A 19,374-nucleotide genomic window follows, 5' to 3' on the forward strand; every position below is an offset into this window, starting at 1 on the left:
GCAGGGTCCGGGACGTGGGCGGGGCGAGGCGAGGGGTTGATGCCATGGCACCATTCTTACCGAACTCCCGGCCAACCCCGGCATCCGGCGCACCAGTACCGCCATCCCTACGGGGCCCGTCCCGGCACAATACGGCTAGGCTGGGGGCATGAGCGACCCAATCGTCATCCTGACAGAAGAACCCCTCGGCGCGGACGACCGCGTCAACATCGAAACCCTTGTGGCCGACGGCGACTCGCCGCTTGTGGTCCTGGTCCCGGCGAACACGGAGCGCCACTTGCTGGTGGACTTCCTGGAGAACCTCTCCCTGCTGGAGATCGCCAAGGCATTCCGGGAACTGACTGCCAAGCACCCCGATCCGGCCGCGGAACGGACTGCGGCGGCCGAAACGCTCGCCGCCTCGCTCGCGGCACTGGGTGGAATCGGCGGCGGCGTGACCGGCGAAATCGTCGAAGGCCGGGCCGTGGACGCCTTGGTCGCCAAGGTCAAGGAGCTCAACGCCGGACAGGCCGTGGTGATCACCCGGCCGCACGCCGTCGCGGACACCTTCCACACCGACTGGGCCAACCAGGCGCAGGACAAACTGGGCCTTCCGGTGCTGCATCTGTATGCAGGATCGGGATTTATCGGCGACTCCTGAGCGTTGTTCACGTCATGAGCATCTTCAGCAACAAGCCAAAAGTCGCGCCCGTCTCCTCCCCCGCCGGAAGCGACGCCGGCAATGAAGCCGGTCCCGCCGGCACGAACGCGGGACCGGCGGCCGGCAAGCTGCCGGTGGAGAAGACCGAGCAGCAGTGGCGCGAGGAACTTTCCCCCGAGGAATACCGTGTCCTCCGCCAGGCCGGGACGGAGCGCCCCTACACCGGCGAGTACTGGGACACCCACACCGCCGGCGTGTACCAGTGCCGGGCATGCGGCACCGAGCTCTTCACCAGCCGTGAGAAGTTCGATTCACACTGCGGCTGGCCGTCCTTCTGGGCTCCGCTGGCCGACGGCACGGTGCGCTACATCCACGACCGGACCCTGGGAATGGAACGGATCGAGGTCCGCTGCGCGGCCTGCGACTCGCACCTTGGCCACGTGTTCGAGGGCGAGGGCTACGGCACGCCCACGGACCAGCGCTACTGCATCAACTCGGTCTCCCTGAAGCTGGTCCCGGCCCCGGATGCCGCCTCCGGCACCGACGCCTGACCAGCCCTGCTGCGGCTGGAGCTGGGACGGCTCCGGCGGCCCCGATGCCTCAGACTTCCTTATGCTCGATGGCTTTTTGGGTTAGAGCTACTGATTGCTTGCTACGCTCGCCGTAGACGTTTCCAGCAATCAGAAAGGCGCCTGACGATGACGATGACCGCCCTCACCGCCCCTGCCCCGATCACTGCCAGCTCCCCGGAATGGCAGCGGCTCAAGGCCGCCGCCACCGCCCTGCAGGCCCTCCAGATCCAGGACGGATCGGTGCCGGATGCCGCCGACCACGAGGCCGCGGCCGGGCTCGTCGCCACCATCACGGAGGCGGTCGCGGCGCTGGCCCCGGCTTTCCCGCATGATGCGCGGTACCTGGAACTGCTTGCGGTCGACTTCAAGCGCTGGGCCGAGGGCGGCTTCGGCGTTCCCGACTTCCTGGACTCCCTGCAGGCCTTCCAGCCCCAGCAGCACCGGGTCAACGGCCTCCAGCACCTCGTGGTTTTCCCGATGTACACCCAGAACGGGAGCAGCAACCGCCTGGTCGAGGCCGTGCTGATCGAGGTCATCTGGCCCGAGTTCATCGCCGGCCTGGAAGCGGGCGAGTACTCCAACAAGCTCTTCGTGCCGATCCGTTTCCTCGACTTCACGCCCGGCTACGACACCAACTCCGCGGTGCTCTTCCCCGAGACCGTGGCCGTCCGCGAAACCCCCACCTTCACCTGGGGCGCCATCTTCGCCGACCGTGAAGCCGCCCGTTTCCGCCGCGTGCTGCGCGCCGCCGCGGACATTACCTCCCTGCAGCTGCCCGAGGACGCCGCCGGCCTGCTCGAGGACCAGGAGCTGACCCAGGCAACCTTCGTCATGTGGGACCTCATCCACGACCGCACCCACATGCGCGGGGACCTGCCCTTCGACCCGTTCATGATCAAGCAGCGCATGCCGTTCTTCCTTTACTCACTCGAGGAACTCCGCTGCGACCTCACCGCCTTCCGTGAATCCGTGAAGATCGAAAAGGACGAGGAAGCGGATCCGGAAGCCCGCAGGCACGCCAAGCTGGTCCAGTACGCCGTCATCTTCGACCGCATTTTCCGCTTCGCCATCACCGGCAGCCGCGTGCGCAACTATGACGGCCTCGGCGGCCAGCTGCTGTTCGCCTGGATGCACCAGCACCACGTGCTGCACTGGACCGACAGCAAGCTCAGCATCGACTGGGACGAGGCCGCCGACGTCGTGGTGGAACTCGGCGCCAAGATCGAGGAACTGTACTGGCGCTCGATCGACCGTCCCAAGATGGCCCACTGGCTGGCAGCCTACGAGCTGATCTCCGGCACCGTCACGCCGAACCCGGCCTCGGTCTGGGCCAAGGGGCCGGACGCCCTGCCGCTGGACGGGCCGCCGCGCGGCCTGACCGACCAGGTCCTCGACGACGAGTTCCCGCTCTCCATGTTCTACGAGGCGCTGGAGAAGAAAATGCGGACCGTGATCGAATCGACCGCCGGGATCACCGGTTCGTCCGACACGGGCAGCTCCAACGCTGCACTGAACGCCGGATGAGCGGCCGCACCCTCAACATCCTGGTAGCCGGCGGCAGCAGCCCGTCGGGGATCGCCGTGGCCCGCGCCCTACGGGGCGCCGGCCACGCGGTCTTTACCGTGGGGTCCGACGCCGCCCGGATCGAGGCGGCCGCCGCGGCCGCCGGCGACGGCGTGGTGCCGCTGACCTGCGACCTCGCTGACCCGGAAGCGGTCCGCGGCCTCCACGCGGATCTGCTGGAGGGGGCCGGAAGCATTGACGGCGTGATCCACCTCGTCGGCGGCTGGCGCGGCGCGAAGGGCATCACCGACCAGAGCGATGCGGACTGGGACTTCCTGGAACGCAACGCCGTCACCACACTCCGCAACGTCAGCCGGGCCTTCTACGACGACCTGGCCAGCTCGGATACCGGGCGGCTTGCCATTGTTTCGTCCACTTCCGTGGCCAGCCCGACGGCGGGCGGCGCCAGCTACGCGGCCGCCAAGGCCGCCGCGGAAGCGTGGACCCTGGCAGTGGCCGACGGCTTCCGCCGCGCCCAGTCCGGCGCCGCCCAGCCGGGCACCGACGTCGAGCCGGTGGAACAGCAAAGCGCCGCCGTCGTCTTCGTGGTGAAAGCCCTGGTCGACGCCGCCATGCGCGCCGCCGCCCCCGAGCGCAAGTTCCCGGGCTACACCGACGTCGAGGAGCTGGCGGCGGCCGTCGTCGAGCTCTTCCGGACCCCGGCCGCGGAACTGAACGGCCGGCGGCTGCCCCTTAGCCGGTAAGCCTGCACCTCTAGACTGAAAGTGTGAGTAACGAGATGACCAGCACGGTCGAAACAAACACAGTTGATACTGCCCCGGCCCGCACCATGGAGCGGCTGCACGACCCCTCCGTCCGTGGTTTTGCCTCGGACAACTACTCCGGTGTGCACCCGGAGGTGCTTGCCGCCCTGGCCGCGGCCAATGAGGGGCATCAGGTGTCCTACGGCGAGGACGAGTACACGGCCCGGCTGCAGCAGTTGATGGAACAGCACTTCGGCACCGGCATCGAATGCTTCCCCGTCTTCAACGGCACCGGCGCGAACGTCCTGTCGCTCCAGTCCCTGCTCCCCCGCTGGGGCGCCGTCATTTGCGCCTCCACCGCCCACATCAATATGGACGAGAACGGTGCGCCGGAGCGGATCGGCGGCATGAAGCTGCTCCAGGTCCCGACGCCGGACGGCAAGCTGACCCCTGCCCTGATCGACCAGGAGGCCTGGGGCTGGGGCGACGAGCACCGCGCCCAGCCGCTGGCCGTCTCGATCACGCAGACCACCGAGCTGGGCACTTGCTACACGCCCGAAGAAGTCCGTGCCATCGCGGACCATGTCCACGCCAAGGGCATGAAGCTGCACATGGACGGCGCCCGGCTTGCCAACGCCGCGGCCCACCTGGGCGTGCCGCTGCGCGCGTTCACCCGCGACGCCGGCGTGGACATCCTCTCCTTCGGCGGCACCAAGAACGGGCTCCTCTTCGGCGAGGTGGTGGTGGCCCTGAACCCGGAGGCCGCCCACGGCCTGATCTACCTGCGCAAGATGAACATGCAGCTTGCCTCGAAGATGCGGTTCATGTCCGCGCAGTTCATCGCGCTGCTCGAAGGAGACCTGTGGCTGCGTTCGGCTTCGCACGCCAATGCGATGGCGGCCCGGCTGCGCGCCGGCGTCGAGTCGATCCCCGGCGTCGAGCTGAGCCAGAAGACGGAGTCCAACGGCGTCTTCGCCGTGCTGCCGGCCGGCGTGGCAGACCGGTTGCGGAAGTCCTTCCGCTTCTACGACTGGAACGAGGCGGCCCGCGAGGTCCGTTGGATGTGCTCCTTCGACACCACCGAGGAAGACGTTGATTCCTTTGTTGCCGCGATCAAGCGCGAGCTCGCGGACGCCTAGCAGCCTGACCGGCCCGGCCCGGCGGCGAGCCTGCCGGGCCGGGGCGTGCCCCATGCATAATCTTTCACTGTGAACCCACTCGACCAGGTTCCGGCGGATTTTCTCTTCGCCCTGGGGACGCTTCGAAACGCACGGTGCCGCAGCGAGCTGCGCCTCGATGAGATCCCGGCTCCGGGTCGACTCGCTCCCTATGCGGTGGCGCTCGGCGCGGAAGTCGTCGTCCCCGGCGACGGCGCATCCGGCGCGGTCCACGGCCCGGCGGCCGCCGCGCTGGCACCTGCGTCCGGAAGCGACGACGTCGAACTTGCCACTGGCCGCTTCATCCTGCTGCACGACCCGGACGGCTCCGCGGTCTGGGACGGCGAATTCCGGATTGTCACGTACATCCGGGCCCAGCTGGAGCCGGACATGGGCAACGACGAAATGCTCGGCTCCGTCGCTTGGACCTGGCTCGTGGAGGCGCTTGAGAACCACCAGGCCGAGTACCGTTCGGCGGGCGGCACGGCCACCCGGGTCCTCTCCGAAAGCTTCGGCACACTCGCCGACCGGCCCGGCACCATCGACATAGAACTCCGTGCGTCCTGGACCCCGGCCGGCCGGGACATCACCGCGCACCTTGAGGCGTGGTCGGACATGGTCTGCACCTTTGCCGGCCTGCCGCCGCTGCCCGACGGCGTCTCCGCACTGCCGCGGCGGCGGCCCCGGACGCCATGACGGGACGCCGAGCGGCGCCGCGTCGGCCGGGAACAACGGTGATGTCGGTAAACTGGAGTCATCATGACCCCTCATAACCCGGAAACCACCACCGCGGGCGCAGCCGCCGACTCAGCCACCAACACAGCAGCCGGCCCTGCCGCCAACACCCCGGCCGCCAGCACAGCGGAGGCAGGTGGCACGGCAACCCACATCACGGTGGAGGGCTTTGACAGCCTGGTCCCCGAGGTCATCGACCTCGACGCTCCCCGTGACGGCGTCCCGCTCGTTATCGAGACCCGGGCAGGGCTGGAGCGCTGCGCCGCTGCCCTTGCCGCCGGCCACGGCCCTGCGGGGGTGGATGCCGAACGTGCCTCCGGATTCCGCTACGGCCAGCGCGCCTTCCTTGTCCAGATCCGCCGCGAAGGCGCCGGCACCTGGCTGATCGATCCGGAACCCTTCGGCGACCTCAGCATCATCAATGACGCCCTGCGCGGCGTCGAGTGGATCCTGCACGCGGCCAGCCAGGACCTCCCCTGCTTGTCCGAACTCGGCATGTGGCCGGACAAGCTCTTCGACACTGAGCTCGCCGCCCGGCTGGCAGGCCTGCCGAGGGTTGGCCTTGCCGCGGTGATCGAGCAGCTGCTGGGCTTCGGCCTGGCCAAGGAACATTCCGCAGCCGACTGGTCCACGCGGCCGTTGCCTGAGCCCTGGCTGCGCTACGCCGCGCTCGACGTCGAGGTCCTCACCGAACTGCGTGAGGAGCTGATCGAACTCCTCACCGCAGACGGCAAACTGGAGTACGCGGAGCAGGAATTCGCCGCGATCCTCGAAGCCGGCCAGGCCCCGCCGCGCGTCGACCCGTGGCGCAAGACCTCCGGGCTGCACCAGATCCGGGACCGCCGCCAGCTCGCCGCCGTGCGCGAACTCTGGCTGGAGCGCGACTCGCTGGCGCAGAAGCGCGACGTCGCCCCGGGCCGGCTGATCCCCGATTCCTCCCTGGTCGCCGCCGCCAAGGCGATGCCCAGCACCGTGCCGCAGCTGCTCGGAACCAAGGGCTTCCACGGCCGGGCCGCGCAGCGCGAGGCTCCGCGCTGGCTGCGCTGCATCAGCACGGCCCGGAACCTCGAGGAACTCCCGCCGCTGCACTTGCCCACCAACGCTCCCCCGCCTCCGCGCGTCTGGGCCGACCGGGACCCGGAGGCCGCGGCGCGGCTCGCCACGGCGCGGCCCAAACTGCAGGCCCGGGCAGAGGAGCTGAACCTGCCGGTCGAAAACCTGCTGACCCCCGACTACCTGCGCCGGGTCTCCTGGCGACCGCCGGCGGAGATCAGCGAGGAGGGAATTGCCGAGGAACTGCAGAACCTTGGGGCCCGCCAGTGGCAGATCGAGCTCACGGCTCCGCTGATCGCCGAGGCGTTCCTGAACCCGCAGCCGCTGCCGCCGAAAGAAGCCAAGGCCGCCCCGGCTCCCGCCGGCACAGCCTCCGACGCCGCTTCCTGACACCGCTTCCTGACGCCGGGCCGCCACTCCTTGCCAGCTAAGTTACTCATGAGTAACATAGCTAGGGATGCCGCCAGGATCATTCTTGTCCCCCAGCCACCGGCCCGGGACAGGGATCCGGCACCCATGTCTCAATGAGGAGTAATACGTGAGCCAAGCCAGCAGCGCAAAGCCGACAATCGGAAGCAGCAGGACCGTCCGCGAGGTCGTTTTTGTGGACGGCGTCCGCACCCCGTTCGGGCGCGCCGGCGAGAAGGGTATTTACGCCGGAACCCGCGCCGATGACCTTGTGGTCAAATGCATTCGCGAACTCATGCGCCGCAACCCCGCCCTACCGGCCGAGCGCATCGACGAGGTGGCCATTGCCGCCACGACGCAGACCGGTGACCAGGGCCTCACCATCGGCCGCACCGCCGCCCTGCTGGCCGGGCTGCCGCGGACCGTTCCCGGCTTCGCTATCGACCGGATGTGCGCCGGTGCCATGACTGCCGTGACGACCACGGCCAGCGGCATTGGCTTCGGCGCCTACGACGTCGTCATTGCCGGCGGCGTCGAGCACATGGGCAACCACCCGATGGGTGCCGGTGCCGATCCCAACCCCCGCTTCATGTCCGAGCGGATCGTGGACCCCGCCGCCCTGAACATGGGCAACACCGCGGAGAACCTGCACGACCGCTTCCCCGCCATCACCAAGGAGCGCACAGACGCCTACGCCGTGGCCTCCCAGGACAAGCTGGCAGCCGCCTACGCCAAGGACCAGATCCAACCGGATCTGGTCCCCGTAGCCACCATGAAGCCCGGCCAGGGCTGGACCGTCAACACGGTGGATGAGCCGCCGCGCCCGGGCACCTCGGTGGAGGACCTCGCAGCACTGCGGACCCCGTTCCGCGCCCACGGCCGCGTCACTGCCGGCAACGCCGCAGGCCTCAACGACGGGGCCACCGCCGCGCTGCTGGCCTCTGCCGACGCCGCCGAGGAACTTGGCTTGCCGGTCAAGATGCGCCTGGTCAGCTACGCCTTTGCCGGCGTCGAACCGGAAGTCATGGGCATCGGACCGGTTCCGGCCACCGAAAAGGCCCTCAAGAACGCCGGGCTCGGCATCGAGGACATCGGCCTGTTCGAAATCAACGAGGCCTTCGCCGTGCAGGTCCTCAGCTTCCTGGACCACTTCGGCATCGCCGACGACGACCCCCGGGTTAACCGCTACGGCGGCGCGATCGCCGTCGGGCACCCGCTCGCCTCCTCCGGCGTCCGGCTGATGAACCAGCTGGCCCGCCAGTTCGAAGAGGACCACAGCGTCCGCTTCGGCATGACCACCATGTGCATCGGCCTTGGCATGGGGGCCACGGTCATCTGGGAGAACCCGCACCACGCCGACTACGGCACCGACTACACCACCAAGACTGGAGCCGCAGCATGAGCGCCGCCGATTTCCACAAGCTTGCCGAGCTGTTTCCGAACGAGACGGTCACGCATTCCTACGTCCAGGACATCCAGCTCCCCGCCGTGAACGGCAAGAGCCCGGGCACCTTCGCCCTGGTCACGCTGGACAACGGCCTGGACCACTCGAAGCCCACCACGCTGGGCCCGAACACCCTGATCGAGCTCGGCACCGTGCTGGAAGGCCTGCGCGACCGGGCCGCGCGCGGTGAGATTGCCGGCGTCGGCGTGACCGGCAAGCCGTACTTCCTGGTGGCCGGCGCGGACCTGTCCACGGTCAAGTCGGTCAGCGGCCGCGAGCAGGGCCTGTGGATGGCCCAGCTCGGCCACGACGTCTACGCCACCCTGGCCAACCTCGGCGTGCCCAGCTTCGCGTTCATCAACGGCCTGGCCCTGGGCGGCGGGCTGGAAATCGCCCTGCAGTCCACCTACCGCACCGTCTCCACCGGTGCCGGCGCGCTGGCATTGCCGGAGGCCTTTATCGGGCTGATCCCTGGCTGGGGCGGCGTCTACATCCTGCCGCGGCTGATCGGGCCCGAGAACGCCGTCAAGGTCATGATCGAGAACCCGCTGAGCAACAACCGCACCCTGACGGGTCCGCAGGCCTACGAATTGGGCGTGGCGGACGCGATCTTCGAGCCGGCTGACTTCGTGGAGCAGTCCGTCGCCTGGGCCGCCCGGGTGATCGCCGGCGCCGAGGCACCCGCGCGGGCCAACGCCGTCGACCCCTCCGCACCGGAGGTCGCCGAACGCTGGGCCGGCGCTGTGGCCGCCGGCCGGGCGTTTGTGGAAGCCAAGACCTCCAACGCCTCCCCGGCCCCGGCCAAGGTACTGGACGTGCTGGAAGCCAACCGCACCATGACGCAGGCCGAGTCCGCGGAGCTGGAGTGCCAGACGCTCGCGGACCTCATGCAGACCGACGAGTTCCGCTCCACGGTGTACGCCTTCCTAGACCTCGTGCAGCGCCGTTCCAAGCGCCCCGCCGGCGCCCCGGACCGCAAGCTCGCCCGCCCGGTCACGAAGATCGGCGTCGTCGGCGCCGGCCTGATGGCCAGCCAACTCGCGCTGCTCTTCGCTCGCCAGCTCAAGGTGCCCGTGGTGATGACGGACATCGACCAGGCGCGCGTGGACAAGGGCGTGGACTACGTGCACGCCGAGGTGGACAAGCTGCTGGCGAAGAAGCGCATCAGCGCGGACGCCGCCAACCGGACCAAGGCGCTGGTCAGCGGCTCCGTGTCCAAGGAAGCGTTCGCCGATGCCGACTTCGTGATCGAGGCCGTCTTCGAGGAGCTCGGGGTCAAGAAGCAGGTGTTCAAGGAAGTTGAGGCCATTGTCTCGCCGGAGTGCATCCTTGCCACCAACACCTCCTCGCTCTCCGTCACGGCGATGGCGGAGGACCTGCAGAACCCCGAACGCCTGGTCGGCTTCCACTTCTTCAACCCCGTGGCCGTGATGCCGCTGCTGGAGATCGTGCGGGCACCGAAGACCGACGACGCCGTGCTCGCCACCGCCTTCGAACTGGCCAAGGGCCTGAAGAAGTCCGCGGTGCTGGTCAAAGACGCCGCCGCGTTCGTGGTCAACCGGCTGCTGCTGCGGCTGATGGGCGAAGTTACCGCGGCCTTCGACGAGGGAACCCCGGCCGAGGTGGCGGACAACGCGCTGCGCCCGATGGGCCTGCCCATGACGCCGTTCACGCTCGGCGCCATGGTGGGCCTGCCGGTCGCGCAGCACGTCCAGGAATCCCTGCACGCTGCCTTTGGCGACCGCTTCACGGTCTCCCGGAACCTGCAGGCGCTCATCGACAACGGCATCAAGTCCATCTGGGATCCCGCCTCGGTGAAGGCCGGCACCCCGGTCATCCCCGCCGAGACCCTGGCCCTGATGACCTTCGGCGATTCGCCGTCGACCGCCGCGGAAGTGCTGCGTCGCACACAGGACGCCCTGGCGGAGGAAATCGGCCTGATGCTGGATGAAGGCGTCGTGGCAGGACCGGAGGATATCGATCTCTGCATGATCCTCGGCGCTGGCTGGCCGATGTTCCTGGGCGGCATCACCCCGTACCTTGACCGGGTGGGTGCGTCCGAGCGGGTCAATGGCAAGAAGTTCCTGGCTCCGGGCGTGGCCTCCGAACCGGCCGCCTAGCGGCCCGGTTCCACACGCGACAGCGCCGCCGTTCCGCCGACAGGCAGGGACGGCGGCGCTTTTGCTTGCTTATTAGCCTGACTGCCGCTGGGAGACCCGTGCGGCTAGCACTCGCAGACCATCAACACATTGCCGTCGGGATCCTTGAAGTTGAACCACTGGCCGTCACGGATTTCCGCGACCTCCGAGCCCGCGCCCTGCAACTGGGTGTGGGCCGCCTGGATGTCCGCGGTGTTGAAATGGAACGCAGGGACCCGGAAGACGGCGTCGGCGGAGTAGATCTTGCTGTCCAGGACCAACCCGGCCCCTTTCATCGGCAGCACGTACAGATGCCCGAAGAGGATCTCGCCGTCCGCCGGGACACCGAGCAGGGAGCAGTACCAGTCCCGGGCCTTCGCGATGTCGCTGACCGGCACGAAGACCGTTCCGATCTCCGGGGCTATTGGATTAGTCAACGGTTCCTCCTGGTCATGGCTCCCGGCCGGGGTGCGGGAAAACTCCAAGGAATATACATGGCCAAGCGGCACTCGGGCGGTAACCGGCGCCTCCGCGTCAGAGCCCGTGTCAGATCTCCCGGAGGCTCCCGCCGTCCAGTGCGAGGACGCGGTGGGCATTGGCGCGGGCGTAGGCGAGGTCATGCGTGACCATGACGACGCCGGCTCCGCGGACTGCCGCGTCGGCGATGGCCTGCTGCAGCCGGTCGAGGCCGTGCCGGTCCAGGCCCACGGTGGGCTCGTCCAGCGCGATGACCGCAGGCCGGCGCGCCAGTACCGTGGCCAGGGCCAGCAGCCGCTGCTGCGAGGACGGCAGTTCCCCCGGGTGCGCCTGTGCGGCGTCGGCGAGCCCGACGGCGGCCAGCGCCTCGTGTGCCCGGCGCACCGCATCATTTGGACCGGCGAGCCGGCGCAGTCCAAAGCTGACCTCCCGCAACACCGTCCGTTCGAAGAGCTGGTCGCGAGGCTGTTGAAACAGGAGGCCGACGGAAGTGGCGATGCGGCCGGTCGGGATTCCGGCGATGCTCTTGCCCGTGACCAGTACGTCCCCGGACTGGGGCCGCAGCAGTCCGTTGAAGTGGCGCAGCAGCGTCGATTTTCCGGTCCCGTTGGGCCCGGTGATGGCGACGATCTCCCCCGCCCGGACGCTCAGGTCCAGGTCCCGCAGCAGGTCCGCCGCGGCCCGGTCCCCGGCCGGCCTCCCTCCCGATCCCCGGCGGACCTTGCCTGCCCCGTAGCCGAAGCCAAGTCCCCGCAGTTCCAGGACCGGTGCGGCGGCGGCCGGTGCGGCGGCGGGGCTGAGGCCGGGCGGGTTTCCGGGTCTCCCGGCGGCGCCGTTTTCCAGCACCACGCCGGCCTCGCGGAGTGAGGCGGTCTTCTCCAGTTCGGAAGGAGGGCCGTCCGCGACGGCCGTGCCGCCGTTCAGGACGGTCCAGTGCCCGGCGCTGTGGGCGAGCGCGTCTGCCGTCTGGCTCAGGACCACGACGGCGGTACCGGCGTCGAGCAATCCGGCCACGAGGTTCCGGAGTTGGCTGGCCCCCGCGGCGTCGAGGGACGCCAGCGGTTCATCGAGCACCAGCACGTCGGGGCGGGCGATGACCGCGCAGGCGACGGCCAACCGGCGCAGCTCGCCGCCGGAGAGCGCCGCCGGGTCCCGCTCCATGAGTCCGGAGAGGCCGGTCTGTTCGGCGACGCGGGCCACCTGCCGGAGCATCTCGAGCCGGGCAACGCCCCAGTTTTCCAGGCCGAAGGCCAGTTCCTCCGCCACCGTGGAGCGCACCGAGGAGAGCATGGCACCGGCGTCCTGGGGCACGTAACCCACCCGGCCGGACCAGGCGGCGGGGTTGATGCGGGGGTCGTCGCTGCCGCCATGAAACTCCAGCAGATCCGCGCCCAACGCCAGGCTGCCGTGCAGGACACCGGAATGGCCGGCCCGGAGCCAGCCGGCGATGAGCTTGCCGAGGGTGCTCTTGCCGCTGCCGGAGCCGCCCAGCACGGCTGTCAGGGTTCCGGGCAGGACGGAGAGCTGCACATCCCGCAGCGCCTCGACTGCCTCGCCGTGGAAGCTGAAGCTGCGGATCCGGGCCGAAGCCGCGGGCAGGGCGGAAGCTTCGGCCTGCCCGGCCCTGGCGGGCTTCCCGACTGGTGCGCGGCCGGCCGCGGTCACGAGGGCACCGCCGTCGGCCACGCAGTGATCAGCCGCAGCACCACGGCCGCCGCGGCCAGCAGGAGCGCGGCAACCCGGAAGATGCGCTGCGCCGGAGGGTCCTGCAGCTGCCGGTAACTGGTCCGCGGTCCCGGCGTGCCGAAACCCCGCGCGTCCAGAGCCTGCGCCCTGGCGCCGGCATCCTCCACCAGCCCCAGGACCAGCGGAACCGCCTGCAGCCTGGCCGCAGCCAGCCGGGACAGCAGCCCGCGGCCGACCACCAGGCCGCGGGCTTCCTGGGCCTGCCGGATCCGGTCCAGCCGTCCGGCCATGGCAGGGACCAGGGTGAGCGTGGAGGCGAGCACGAAGCTGAATTGCGGAGGGATCCGCCGCGCAGCCAGGGCGCTCAGCAGGTCGGGGACGCTGACGGTGAAGGAAAAGAATAGGAGCAGCAGCACGCACGCGGCGGTCCGCGAGCCCAGCTCCACGGCGAGGCCCAGCCCCTCGGCAGTGACCCGGGCCGGCCCCCATTGCGCCAGCACGGTGTGTCCCTCAGGGAAGAACAGACCGTGCAGCACCAGCAAGGACAGGAAAAGCGGCGCCAGGATGACTCCGGCAGCCGTCAGCACCCGCTCTGCCACCCCGGCGCGTGCGGCAAGCAGCGCGGCGGCCAGTGCAACGGCGACGGAAAACGGCCAACTGCCGGCCGCCGTCGTCACGACCGCGGCGCAACAGGCCGCGGTCAGGGCCGTCAGCGGGTGCAGGGACATGTCCTAGGCTACGGAGTCCGACGGGGCCTTACCCGCGAGCACCCGGAAGCGGCGGACGAAGGCGTACTGGAACGTCGTGCGCCGGGGCAGGGCGTAGGCCAGCAGGGCTGCAATCGTGAAGACGATCGCTTTGTCCATCGGGTCCGAGATCAGGGCCTGCTTGGTGATTGCGGCCAGCAGTGTGTCGCCCATGGCACGGAAGGCGCTGACGATGGCGCCGGTGCCCAGGCCCGCGGTTCCGCCGTAGACAAAGGCGGCGATCGGGGCGGACACGACGCCGGCCAGGATGCCGGTGAGGAATCCTGCCACGGGGGCGAAGTAGAAGCGGCGGAACAGTCCTGCGCGGGCGGCCAGGCCGGCGAGGAAGCCGATCAGGGCCGCGCCGGCGGCGAACGGCAGCACGGTGGGGTTGAAGAAGGACCAGACGATGCTGCCGAGCACTCCGGTGGCTGCTCCGGCGGCCGGGCCGGCGAGGACGGCGATCAGGACCGTTCCGATCGCGTCCAGGTAGAACGGCAGGCCGGTGCTGCCCATCAACTGGCCGAGGACCACGTTCAGCACGATCGCCACCGGCATCAGCACCAGGGTGGAGGTGCGCAGGACAGGGAGGACGGCAACGAGCAGGAGCACCGCGCCAAGCAGGAAGCCGCCGAGGGCAACCAGCGCGGAGAAGCTTGCCGGTCCGTTGGCGATCTCGACCGGCTGGGTGAGGACGAGGAAGACGTAGGTGGCGGCGATGGCCGCGGCGCCCGCGATTTCGAGCAGCCGGCGGCGGCCGGGGGCCGCGCCGGCGCCAGTGGAACCCGCATCGGGAAGAGTCAGGGGCTGCTGTGACATGGGGAAAGTCCTTCGGATGGAGTTTGCAAAGACCGCCTCATGTCACCTCGGCGCAGGTACCATCTTAGCCGCCCCGGCGAGGCCGCGGGCGAGCGGCCCCGGCACGGGATCCGGCGGCTTCCATGCCACCGCGGCTAACGGGTTCCCAGTGTCCGCGCCAGCGCGCCCACGGAGGAAATGAGCTCGTCAAAGCACTGGCCGGGATCGTTGCCGGTGACGATCCGGGCGTTCGGCGGGAGTCCCCACAGGCCCCGGTAGTCGGCCACCGTGGTGCCGACCAGCAGCGGGGATTCCGTCTCGACGTCGACTGTCGCCAGCCGCGTGCCGAACGGTGTGCGTCCGACGGCGGCGCAGGCGGCGAACGCGTCGTGCATGTGCGCGACGTACCCCTGGTCGTAGAGCCGGTGGAACTCCATGTAAAAGCGGATCGCGTCGGACAGGCACGCCACCAGGGGGCTGCCGGAACGGCTGCGCTGGCCCTCGGGCTGGTCCGGGAGCACCAGTTCGGGTTCGGCAGCCCCGGCCGCCTCGCCGAGCCGCCGGAGGTGCTCCGGCAGCATCTCGATCCGTTCCGTGGTCTCCAGCGCGCAGACCACCGGGAGTTTGTCCTCGGGCAGCCCGCGGTAGGCCGCGTAGACCTCCTTGGCGGCGTGCGGGTCCACCGAGGTGTTCCACTCCGCCGTCGGCGTCGTGTTGCCCTGGTAGTAGAAGCTGCCGCCCATGATGACCAGGCCCTTGAGCAGCCGCGGCAGTTCCGGTTCGCGGCGCAGGGCCAGGGCGAAGTTGGTGAGTGGACCGGTGATCAGGCCGGTGATCTCCCCCGGATGCGCCCGCGCCTCCTCCACCCAGACGTCCACGGCGTGACGCGTCGAAATGGCTTGGGCGGGCACGGGCAGCTCGGCGTAGCCGATCCCCTGCGGCCCGTGGGTCTCTTCGGTGGTGACAAGCGGGATTTCCAGCGGCACCTCGGCGCCGGTGGCGACCTCAATCCCCTCGCGCCCGCAGAGTTCCAGCAGCGACAGGCTGTTGAGCGCCACCTGGCGGGCACCGACGTTGCCGGCCGTGCAGGTAATGGCCTGCAGCCGGACCTCGGACCGGGCCAGCAGGTACACGATCGCCAGGGCGTCGTCGATCCCGGTATCGACGTCCATCAGGATCAGGTGTTCGGCGTCCGGGCCGCCTGGCATTTCCGGGCTCAGAACAGTGCGACCTTCGGCGTGCGCGGGAAGATCTCGTCGAGCTCTGCCAGTTCGGCGGCGGTGGGGACCCAGGCGGCGGCTTCGGCGTTCTGCCGGACCTGCTCGGGCAGGGTTGCGCCGGCGATCACGCTGCTGACGGAGGGCTGGGCGGCGAGCCAGGAGAATGCCACCTGGATTTCGGTCAGATCCCGTTCGGCGGCGAAGGCGGAAAAGGCCCCCAGCTGGTTCCAGTCGGCGTCGTGGACGAGGTTGGTGCGGGTGTGGCTCAGCCGCGATCCTTCCGGGGCCTTGCCTTGCGAGTACTTGCCGGTCAGCAGGCCGTTGGCCAGCGGGAAGTACGGGAGCACGCCCAGGCCGTACGCCTCTGCCGCCGGCGTGACCTCGAGTTCGGCACGGCGGTCCAGCAGGTTGTAGTGGTTCTGGCTGGCGATGAAGCGGGCTCCGCCACGGCTGCGCGCCACGAATTCGGCCTCGGCGATCTGCCAGCCGGCACGGTTGGAGTGTCCGATGTAGCGGACCTTTCCGCTGGTCACGAGCTCATCGAGGGCTGCGAGGGTCTCGTCGATGGGCGTCAGCGGATCCGGCGTGTGGAACTGGTAGAGGTCGATCCAGTCCGTGCCGAGCCGCCGCAGCGAGGCCTCGGCCGACTTGATGATGTAGTGCCGGGAACCGCGCGCGCCGAAGTCGGTACCGTTGGCGCCGCGCATGTCCATGCCGAACTTGGTGCCGATCACGGCGTCGCCGCGGCGCGAGCCGAGGGCCTTGCCCAGCATGGTTTCGCTTAGCCCGGGCTCCCGGCCGTAGGCGTCGGCGACGTCGAAGAAGGTGATGCCGGCGTCCAGCGCGGCATGCACGACGGCGTCGGTGCCCTCCTGCGATTCAGTGGCGGTGTTGGCCCGGCCCAGGTTGTTGCAGCCGAGCCCCACAACGGAGACAGCCAGTCCGGAATTTCCTACGCGGCGGTATTCAGTCATGGGATTCAGCCTATAACGGCTGCGGACTGGTCCCGGTCAGGAGGCCGTGCCCGGGGCTTAGCCCGCGGGCAGCTCCAGCCCGTGCTCGTCCATCGCGTCCTGGAGCTGCGCGAGCGTACGCGGGCAGACGCCCGGCATCCCGGCCAGCCGGCGGCGGCCCAACTCCCGGACATGCTCAAGGGTCTCCACTCCGGCGTGCGCCAGGGACTTGCGCGCCGGTGCGGCGAGTCCTGCCGGAAGTGGAGTGCTGCCTGGTCGAGGTGATTTCCGCGTCATTGCGTTACCTTCCAATCGCTTGCCCCCAAAACTGAGTTGAGCCGTGCCCGGCTCCTTACAGATGGACTTCCAGGCGGGTGCCGCCTAGAGGGTGAAGCTGTTGGCCGGTTTGGCCGAGTGCTTGAGCTTGAAGTCAGACCCGTTGTACGGCGCCGCTCCGATGCTCAGCTTGGTGAAGTCCAGATCCTCGCCCCGGATGCAGACCTTGATCGCGTTGACGGTCTTGTTGACCTCCGGCGTGAGGCAGAAGATGTTGAGCTTGGCGTCGGAGAACTCGGAGCGGTCCACCACGCCCAGCCCACGCCAGGCGAGGTGGCTGATCAGGGCGTCCTTGGCTTTTTCCTCGAGATAGCGGTCGCGGCTGGTGCCGTCCTTGGTCTTGAGCGCGTACTGCGCCACCACCCAGAACTGCTCCTCGTCCGGGATCTCCGCGTAGCCGTCCTCGGCGCACTGCGCCGCGAAGGCCTCCATGAGCCCCTCACCCGCGGCGGCGTCGGCCGCCTCGGTCTCCTCGGTCTTGCTCTGGTGCCCGACGACGCCGTGGTTCATCACGAACTCGTGGTACTCCTCGTCGATCCAGGCTTCCCGGAAGTGCAGGGTGCCTTCTTCGTCGCGCTTGTAGACCCGGATAATTCCGCTCATGGATGTCCCTTCGTAAACCGTCCGCGGTCAGTGCCGTCGAAGGGTGATTGCTGTGCCTTGACGGCCTGATAAAACTGGTCCGACGCCGGGTCCCTCACAGGATCGGCAGGCTGCCGGTGCTGGGGTGCTGCTGGCCGGGCAGCGGCCGCGCGAACGGCACCTTCGTCCCGAGAACCTGCGCGACGACGTCGTGCGTGATCTGCTGGGCGGTCAACCCGACCCGCTCCAGCACCTGGCTGCGGCTCCCGTGGTCCAGGAACTCCACCGGCAGGCCCACCTCGTTGAGGGCGGTATCCACCCCGGCGGCGCGCATTTCCTGGCGGATCCGGGAGCCGACGCCGCCGGCCCGGACGCCGTCCTCGATGCAGATCACGAGCCGGTGGTGCGAGGCGAGGGCGATCACGGATTTGGGCACCGGCAGGACCCAGCGCGGGTCCACCACGGTGGAGCTGATGCCCTGCGCGCCGAGCCGGTTGGAGACGTCCAGCGCGAGTTCGGACATGGCGCCGACGCTGACAATCAGCACGTCGTTTTCGGTGGATCCCGCGGGGCGGCGGGCCAACACGTCGACGCCGTCGCTGAGCCGTTCGAGGGCTTCGACCTCCGCGCCGACGGTGCCTTTGGAGTAGCGGATGACGGTGGGGGCGTCCTCGACGGCGACGGCCTCGCGCAGTTCCTCGCGCAGCCGGGAGGCATCACGCGGCGCGGCGAGGTGCAGGCCGGGAACGATCTGGACCATCGCCATATCCCACATGCCGTGGTGGCTGGCGCCGTCGGGCCCGGTGACCCCGGCCCGGTCCAGCACCACCGTGACGCCGGCCTTGTGCAGGGCGACGTCCATCAGGAGCTGGTCGAAGGCGCGGTTCAGGAAGGTCGCATAGACCGCGACCACGGGGTGGAGGCCGCCGAATGCCATGCCGGCGGCGGAGGTGAGGGCGTGCTGTTCGGCGATGCCGACGTCGAACACGCGTTCCGGGTGGCGGGCGGCGAACTTGTGCAGCCCCACCGGGATCAGCATGGCGCCGGTGATCCCGACGATGTCCTTGCGTTCGTCGGCGATGTCGGCAATCTCATCGGCAAAGACCGAGGTCCAGGACTTGGCTCCCCCGGCTTCCGTGGGTTCGCCGGTTTCCGGGTCGATAATGCCGACGGCGTGGAACTGGTCCGCCTCGTGCGCGCGGGCCGGGGCGTAGCCGTGGCCCTTCTCGGTCATCGCGTGGACGATCACGGGCCCGGCGTAATTCTTGGCCGTGGACAGTGCGTGCTCCATGGCCTGCAGGTTGTGCCCGTCCACCGGGCCGATGTACTTCATGCCGAGGTCCTCGAACATGCCCTGCGGCGCCCACCAGTCCTTGATGCCCTTCTTCATGGCATGCAGGCTCTTGTAGGTGAACTGGCCCACCGGACCGCCGCTCTGCAGCCGCTTCTTCCACCAGTCAAGGGCGCCCTCATAGGCCGGGGCGGCGCGGAGCGAGTCGATGGTGGGGCGAAGGGAGGCCAGGTAGTCGGCGACGCCGCCCACGGTCGGGGCGTAGGAGCGTCCGTTGTCGTTGACCACGATGACGACGCGGCGCTTCTTGTCAGCGGCAATGTTGTTGATGGCTTCCCAGGCCATGCCGCCGGTCAGGGCGCCGTCACCGACGACGGCGATCACGTACCGGTCGCCGTCCCCGGTCAGCTGCCGGGCACGGGAGATGCCGTCCGCCCAGGACAGCGAGGAGGACGCGTGCGAGCTTTCGACGATGTCGTGCTCGGATTCGGCCCGGTCCGGGTAGCCGGACAGGCCGCCCTGCTGGCGCAGCGTGCTGAAGTCCTGGCGCCCGGTGAGGAGCTTGTGCACGTAGGACTGGTGGCCGGTGTCAAAGACGATGCTGTCGCGGGGGGAATCGAAGATCCGGTGCACCGCGATGGTGAGTTCCACGACGCCGAGGTTCGGCCCGAGGTGTCCTCCCGTCTGGGAAACGTTGCCGATCAGGAATTCCCTGACCTCGGCTGCCAGCTGATCCAGCTGCGCCTGGGACAACTTGCTCAGGTCCTGCGGATTCCGGATGGTCTCCAAGATTCCCAACGGCCCCTCCTTGCGGGTAGTAGACATGCCTTTTAACTCTAACGCCTCGGGACCGGGCCGGGTGCCGGAACGC

The 19,374-nt window shown here is 69.2% G+C and carries 18 protein-coding genes; 9 read left to right on the forward strand and 9 right to left on the reverse strand.

Features of this window, described 5'->3' with window-relative positions; genetic code table 11:
- Positions 1 to 148: 148 nt before the first annotated feature.
- From AC1DNC_RS02050 to AC1DNC_RS02090, 9 genes are all read left to right on the forward strand, one after another.
- Positions 149 to 640, forward strand: a complete 492-nt coding sequence (locus AC1DNC_RS02050) for a hypothetical protein (RefSeq protein WP_476860889.1) — start codon at positions 149 to 151, stop codon at positions 638 to 640.
- A 14-nt stretch (positions 641 to 654) separates the two neighbouring features.
- Positions 655 to 1,191: a peptide-methionine (R)-S-oxide reductase MsrB gene (msrB, locus tag AC1DNC_RS02055; RefSeq protein ID WP_476860890.1), complete on the forward strand. Its 537-nt coding sequence runs from the start codon at positions 655 to 657 to the stop codon at positions 1,189 to 1,191.
- A gap of 147 nt (positions 1,192 to 1,338) precedes the next feature.
- Entirely contained in the window at positions 1,339 to 2,736 is a 1,398-nt protein-coding gene (locus tag AC1DNC_RS02060; RefSeq protein ID WP_476860891.1) for a DUF6421 family protein, read from the forward strand.
- Positions 2,733 to 3,479 carry an SDR family NAD(P)-dependent oxidoreductase gene (locus tag AC1DNC_RS02065; protein WP_476860892.1) on the forward strand — a complete coding sequence of 249 codons (747 nt, stop codon included), beginning with the start codon at positions 2,733 to 2,735 and terminating at the stop codon, positions 3,477 to 3,479. Before AC1DNC_RS02060 ends, AC1DNC_RS02065 begins: the two co-directional genes overlap by 4 nt.
- 35 nt (positions 3,480 to 3,514) lie before the next feature.
- Entirely contained in the window at positions 3,515 to 4,618 is a 1,104-nt protein-coding gene (locus AC1DNC_RS02070) for a threonine aldolase family protein (protein WP_476860968.1), read from the forward strand.
- 69 nt (positions 4,619 to 4,687) lie between these two features.
- A complete protein-coding gene (locus tag AC1DNC_RS02075; RefSeq protein ID WP_476860893.1) occupies positions 4,688 to 5,332 on the forward strand; it encodes a DUF3000 domain-containing protein in 645 nt (214 codons plus the stop codon).
- Between the two features lie 63 nt (positions 5,333 to 5,395).
- Complete coding sequence (locus AC1DNC_RS02080; protein ID WP_476860894.1) at positions 5,396 to 6,814, forward strand: HRDC domain-containing protein; 1,419 nt, start codon at positions 5,396 to 5,398, stop codon at positions 6,812 to 6,814.
- Positions 6,815 to 6,962: 148 nt separating this feature from the next.
- Entirely contained in the window at positions 6,963 to 8,234 is a 1,272-nt protein-coding gene (locus AC1DNC_RS02085) for a thiolase family protein (protein ID WP_476860895.1), read from the forward strand.
- Entirely contained in the window at positions 8,231 to 10,396 is a 2,166-nt protein-coding gene (locus tag AC1DNC_RS02090) for a 3-hydroxyacyl-CoA dehydrogenase NAD-binding domain-containing protein (protein WP_476860896.1), read from the forward strand. The genes AC1DNC_RS02085 and AC1DNC_RS02090 overlap by 4 nt, the downstream gene beginning before the upstream one ends.
- 104 nt (positions 10,397 to 10,500) lie before the next feature.
- Here AC1DNC_RS02090 and AC1DNC_RS02095 read toward each other — a convergent pair whose 3' ends face one another.
- From AC1DNC_RS02095 to dxs, 9 genes are all read right to left on the reverse strand, one after another.
- On the reverse strand, positions 10,501 to 10,851 hold the full coding sequence (locus AC1DNC_RS02095; RefSeq protein WP_476860897.1) for a VOC family protein: 351 nt from the start codon (positions 10,849 to 10,851) through the stop codon (positions 10,501 to 10,503).
- Positions 10,852 to 10,960: 109 nt separating this feature from the next.
- Positions 10,961 to 12,577, reverse strand: a complete 1,617-nt coding sequence (locus AC1DNC_RS02100; protein WP_476860898.1) for an ABC transporter ATP-binding protein — start codon at positions 12,575 to 12,577, stop codon at positions 10,961 to 10,963.
- The gene (locus tag AC1DNC_RS02105) at positions 12,553 to 13,305 is read right to left on the reverse strand and encodes an energy-coupling factor transporter transmembrane component T (RefSeq protein ID WP_476860899.1); all 753 of its coding nucleotides are present in this window, start codon (positions 13,303 to 13,305) and stop codon (positions 12,553 to 12,555) included. Before AC1DNC_RS02105 ends, AC1DNC_RS02100 begins: the two co-directional genes overlap by 25 nt.
- A 3-nt stretch (positions 13,306 to 13,308) precedes the next feature.
- Positions 13,309 to 14,142, reverse strand: a complete 834-nt coding sequence (locus AC1DNC_RS02110; protein WP_476860900.1) for an ECF transporter S component — start codon at positions 14,140 to 14,142, stop codon at positions 13,309 to 13,311.
- 134 nt (positions 14,143 to 14,276) lie between these two features.
- On the reverse strand, positions 14,277 to 15,329 hold the full coding sequence (locus AC1DNC_RS02115; protein WP_476860901.1) for a nucleoside hydrolase: 1,053 nt from the start codon (positions 15,327 to 15,329) through the stop codon (positions 14,277 to 14,279).
- Between the two features lie 8 nt (positions 15,330 to 15,337).
- Positions 15,338 to 16,315: an aldo/keto reductase gene (locus tag AC1DNC_RS02120; protein ID WP_476860902.1), complete on the reverse strand. Its 978-nt coding sequence runs from the start codon at positions 16,313 to 16,315 to the stop codon at positions 15,338 to 15,340.
- A gap of 57 nt (positions 16,316 to 16,372) precedes the next feature.
- Positions 16,373 to 16,591, reverse strand: coding sequence for a helix-hairpin-helix domain-containing protein (locus tag AC1DNC_RS02125; RefSeq protein WP_476860903.1), 219 nt, complete (start codon positions 16,589 to 16,591; stop codon positions 16,373 to 16,375).
- 84 nt (positions 16,592 to 16,675) lie between these two features.
- The gene (locus AC1DNC_RS02130; protein ID WP_476860904.1) at positions 16,676 to 17,233 is read right to left on the reverse strand and encodes a hypothetical protein; all 558 of its coding nucleotides are present in this window, start codon (positions 17,231 to 17,233) and stop codon (positions 16,676 to 16,678) included.
- Positions 17,234 to 17,327: 94 nt separating this feature from the next.
- Positions 17,328 to 19,301 (reverse strand): 1-deoxy-D-xylulose-5-phosphate synthase, encoded by a 1,974-nt coding sequence (gene dxs / locus AC1DNC_RS02135; RefSeq protein ID WP_476860969.1) that lies wholly within the window; start codon positions 19,299 to 19,301, stop codon positions 17,328 to 17,330.
- Between the last annotated feature and the right edge of the window lie 73 nt (positions 19,302 to 19,374).

It is taken from the genome of Arthrobacter sp. 01N442 (genome assembly GCF_056399345.1).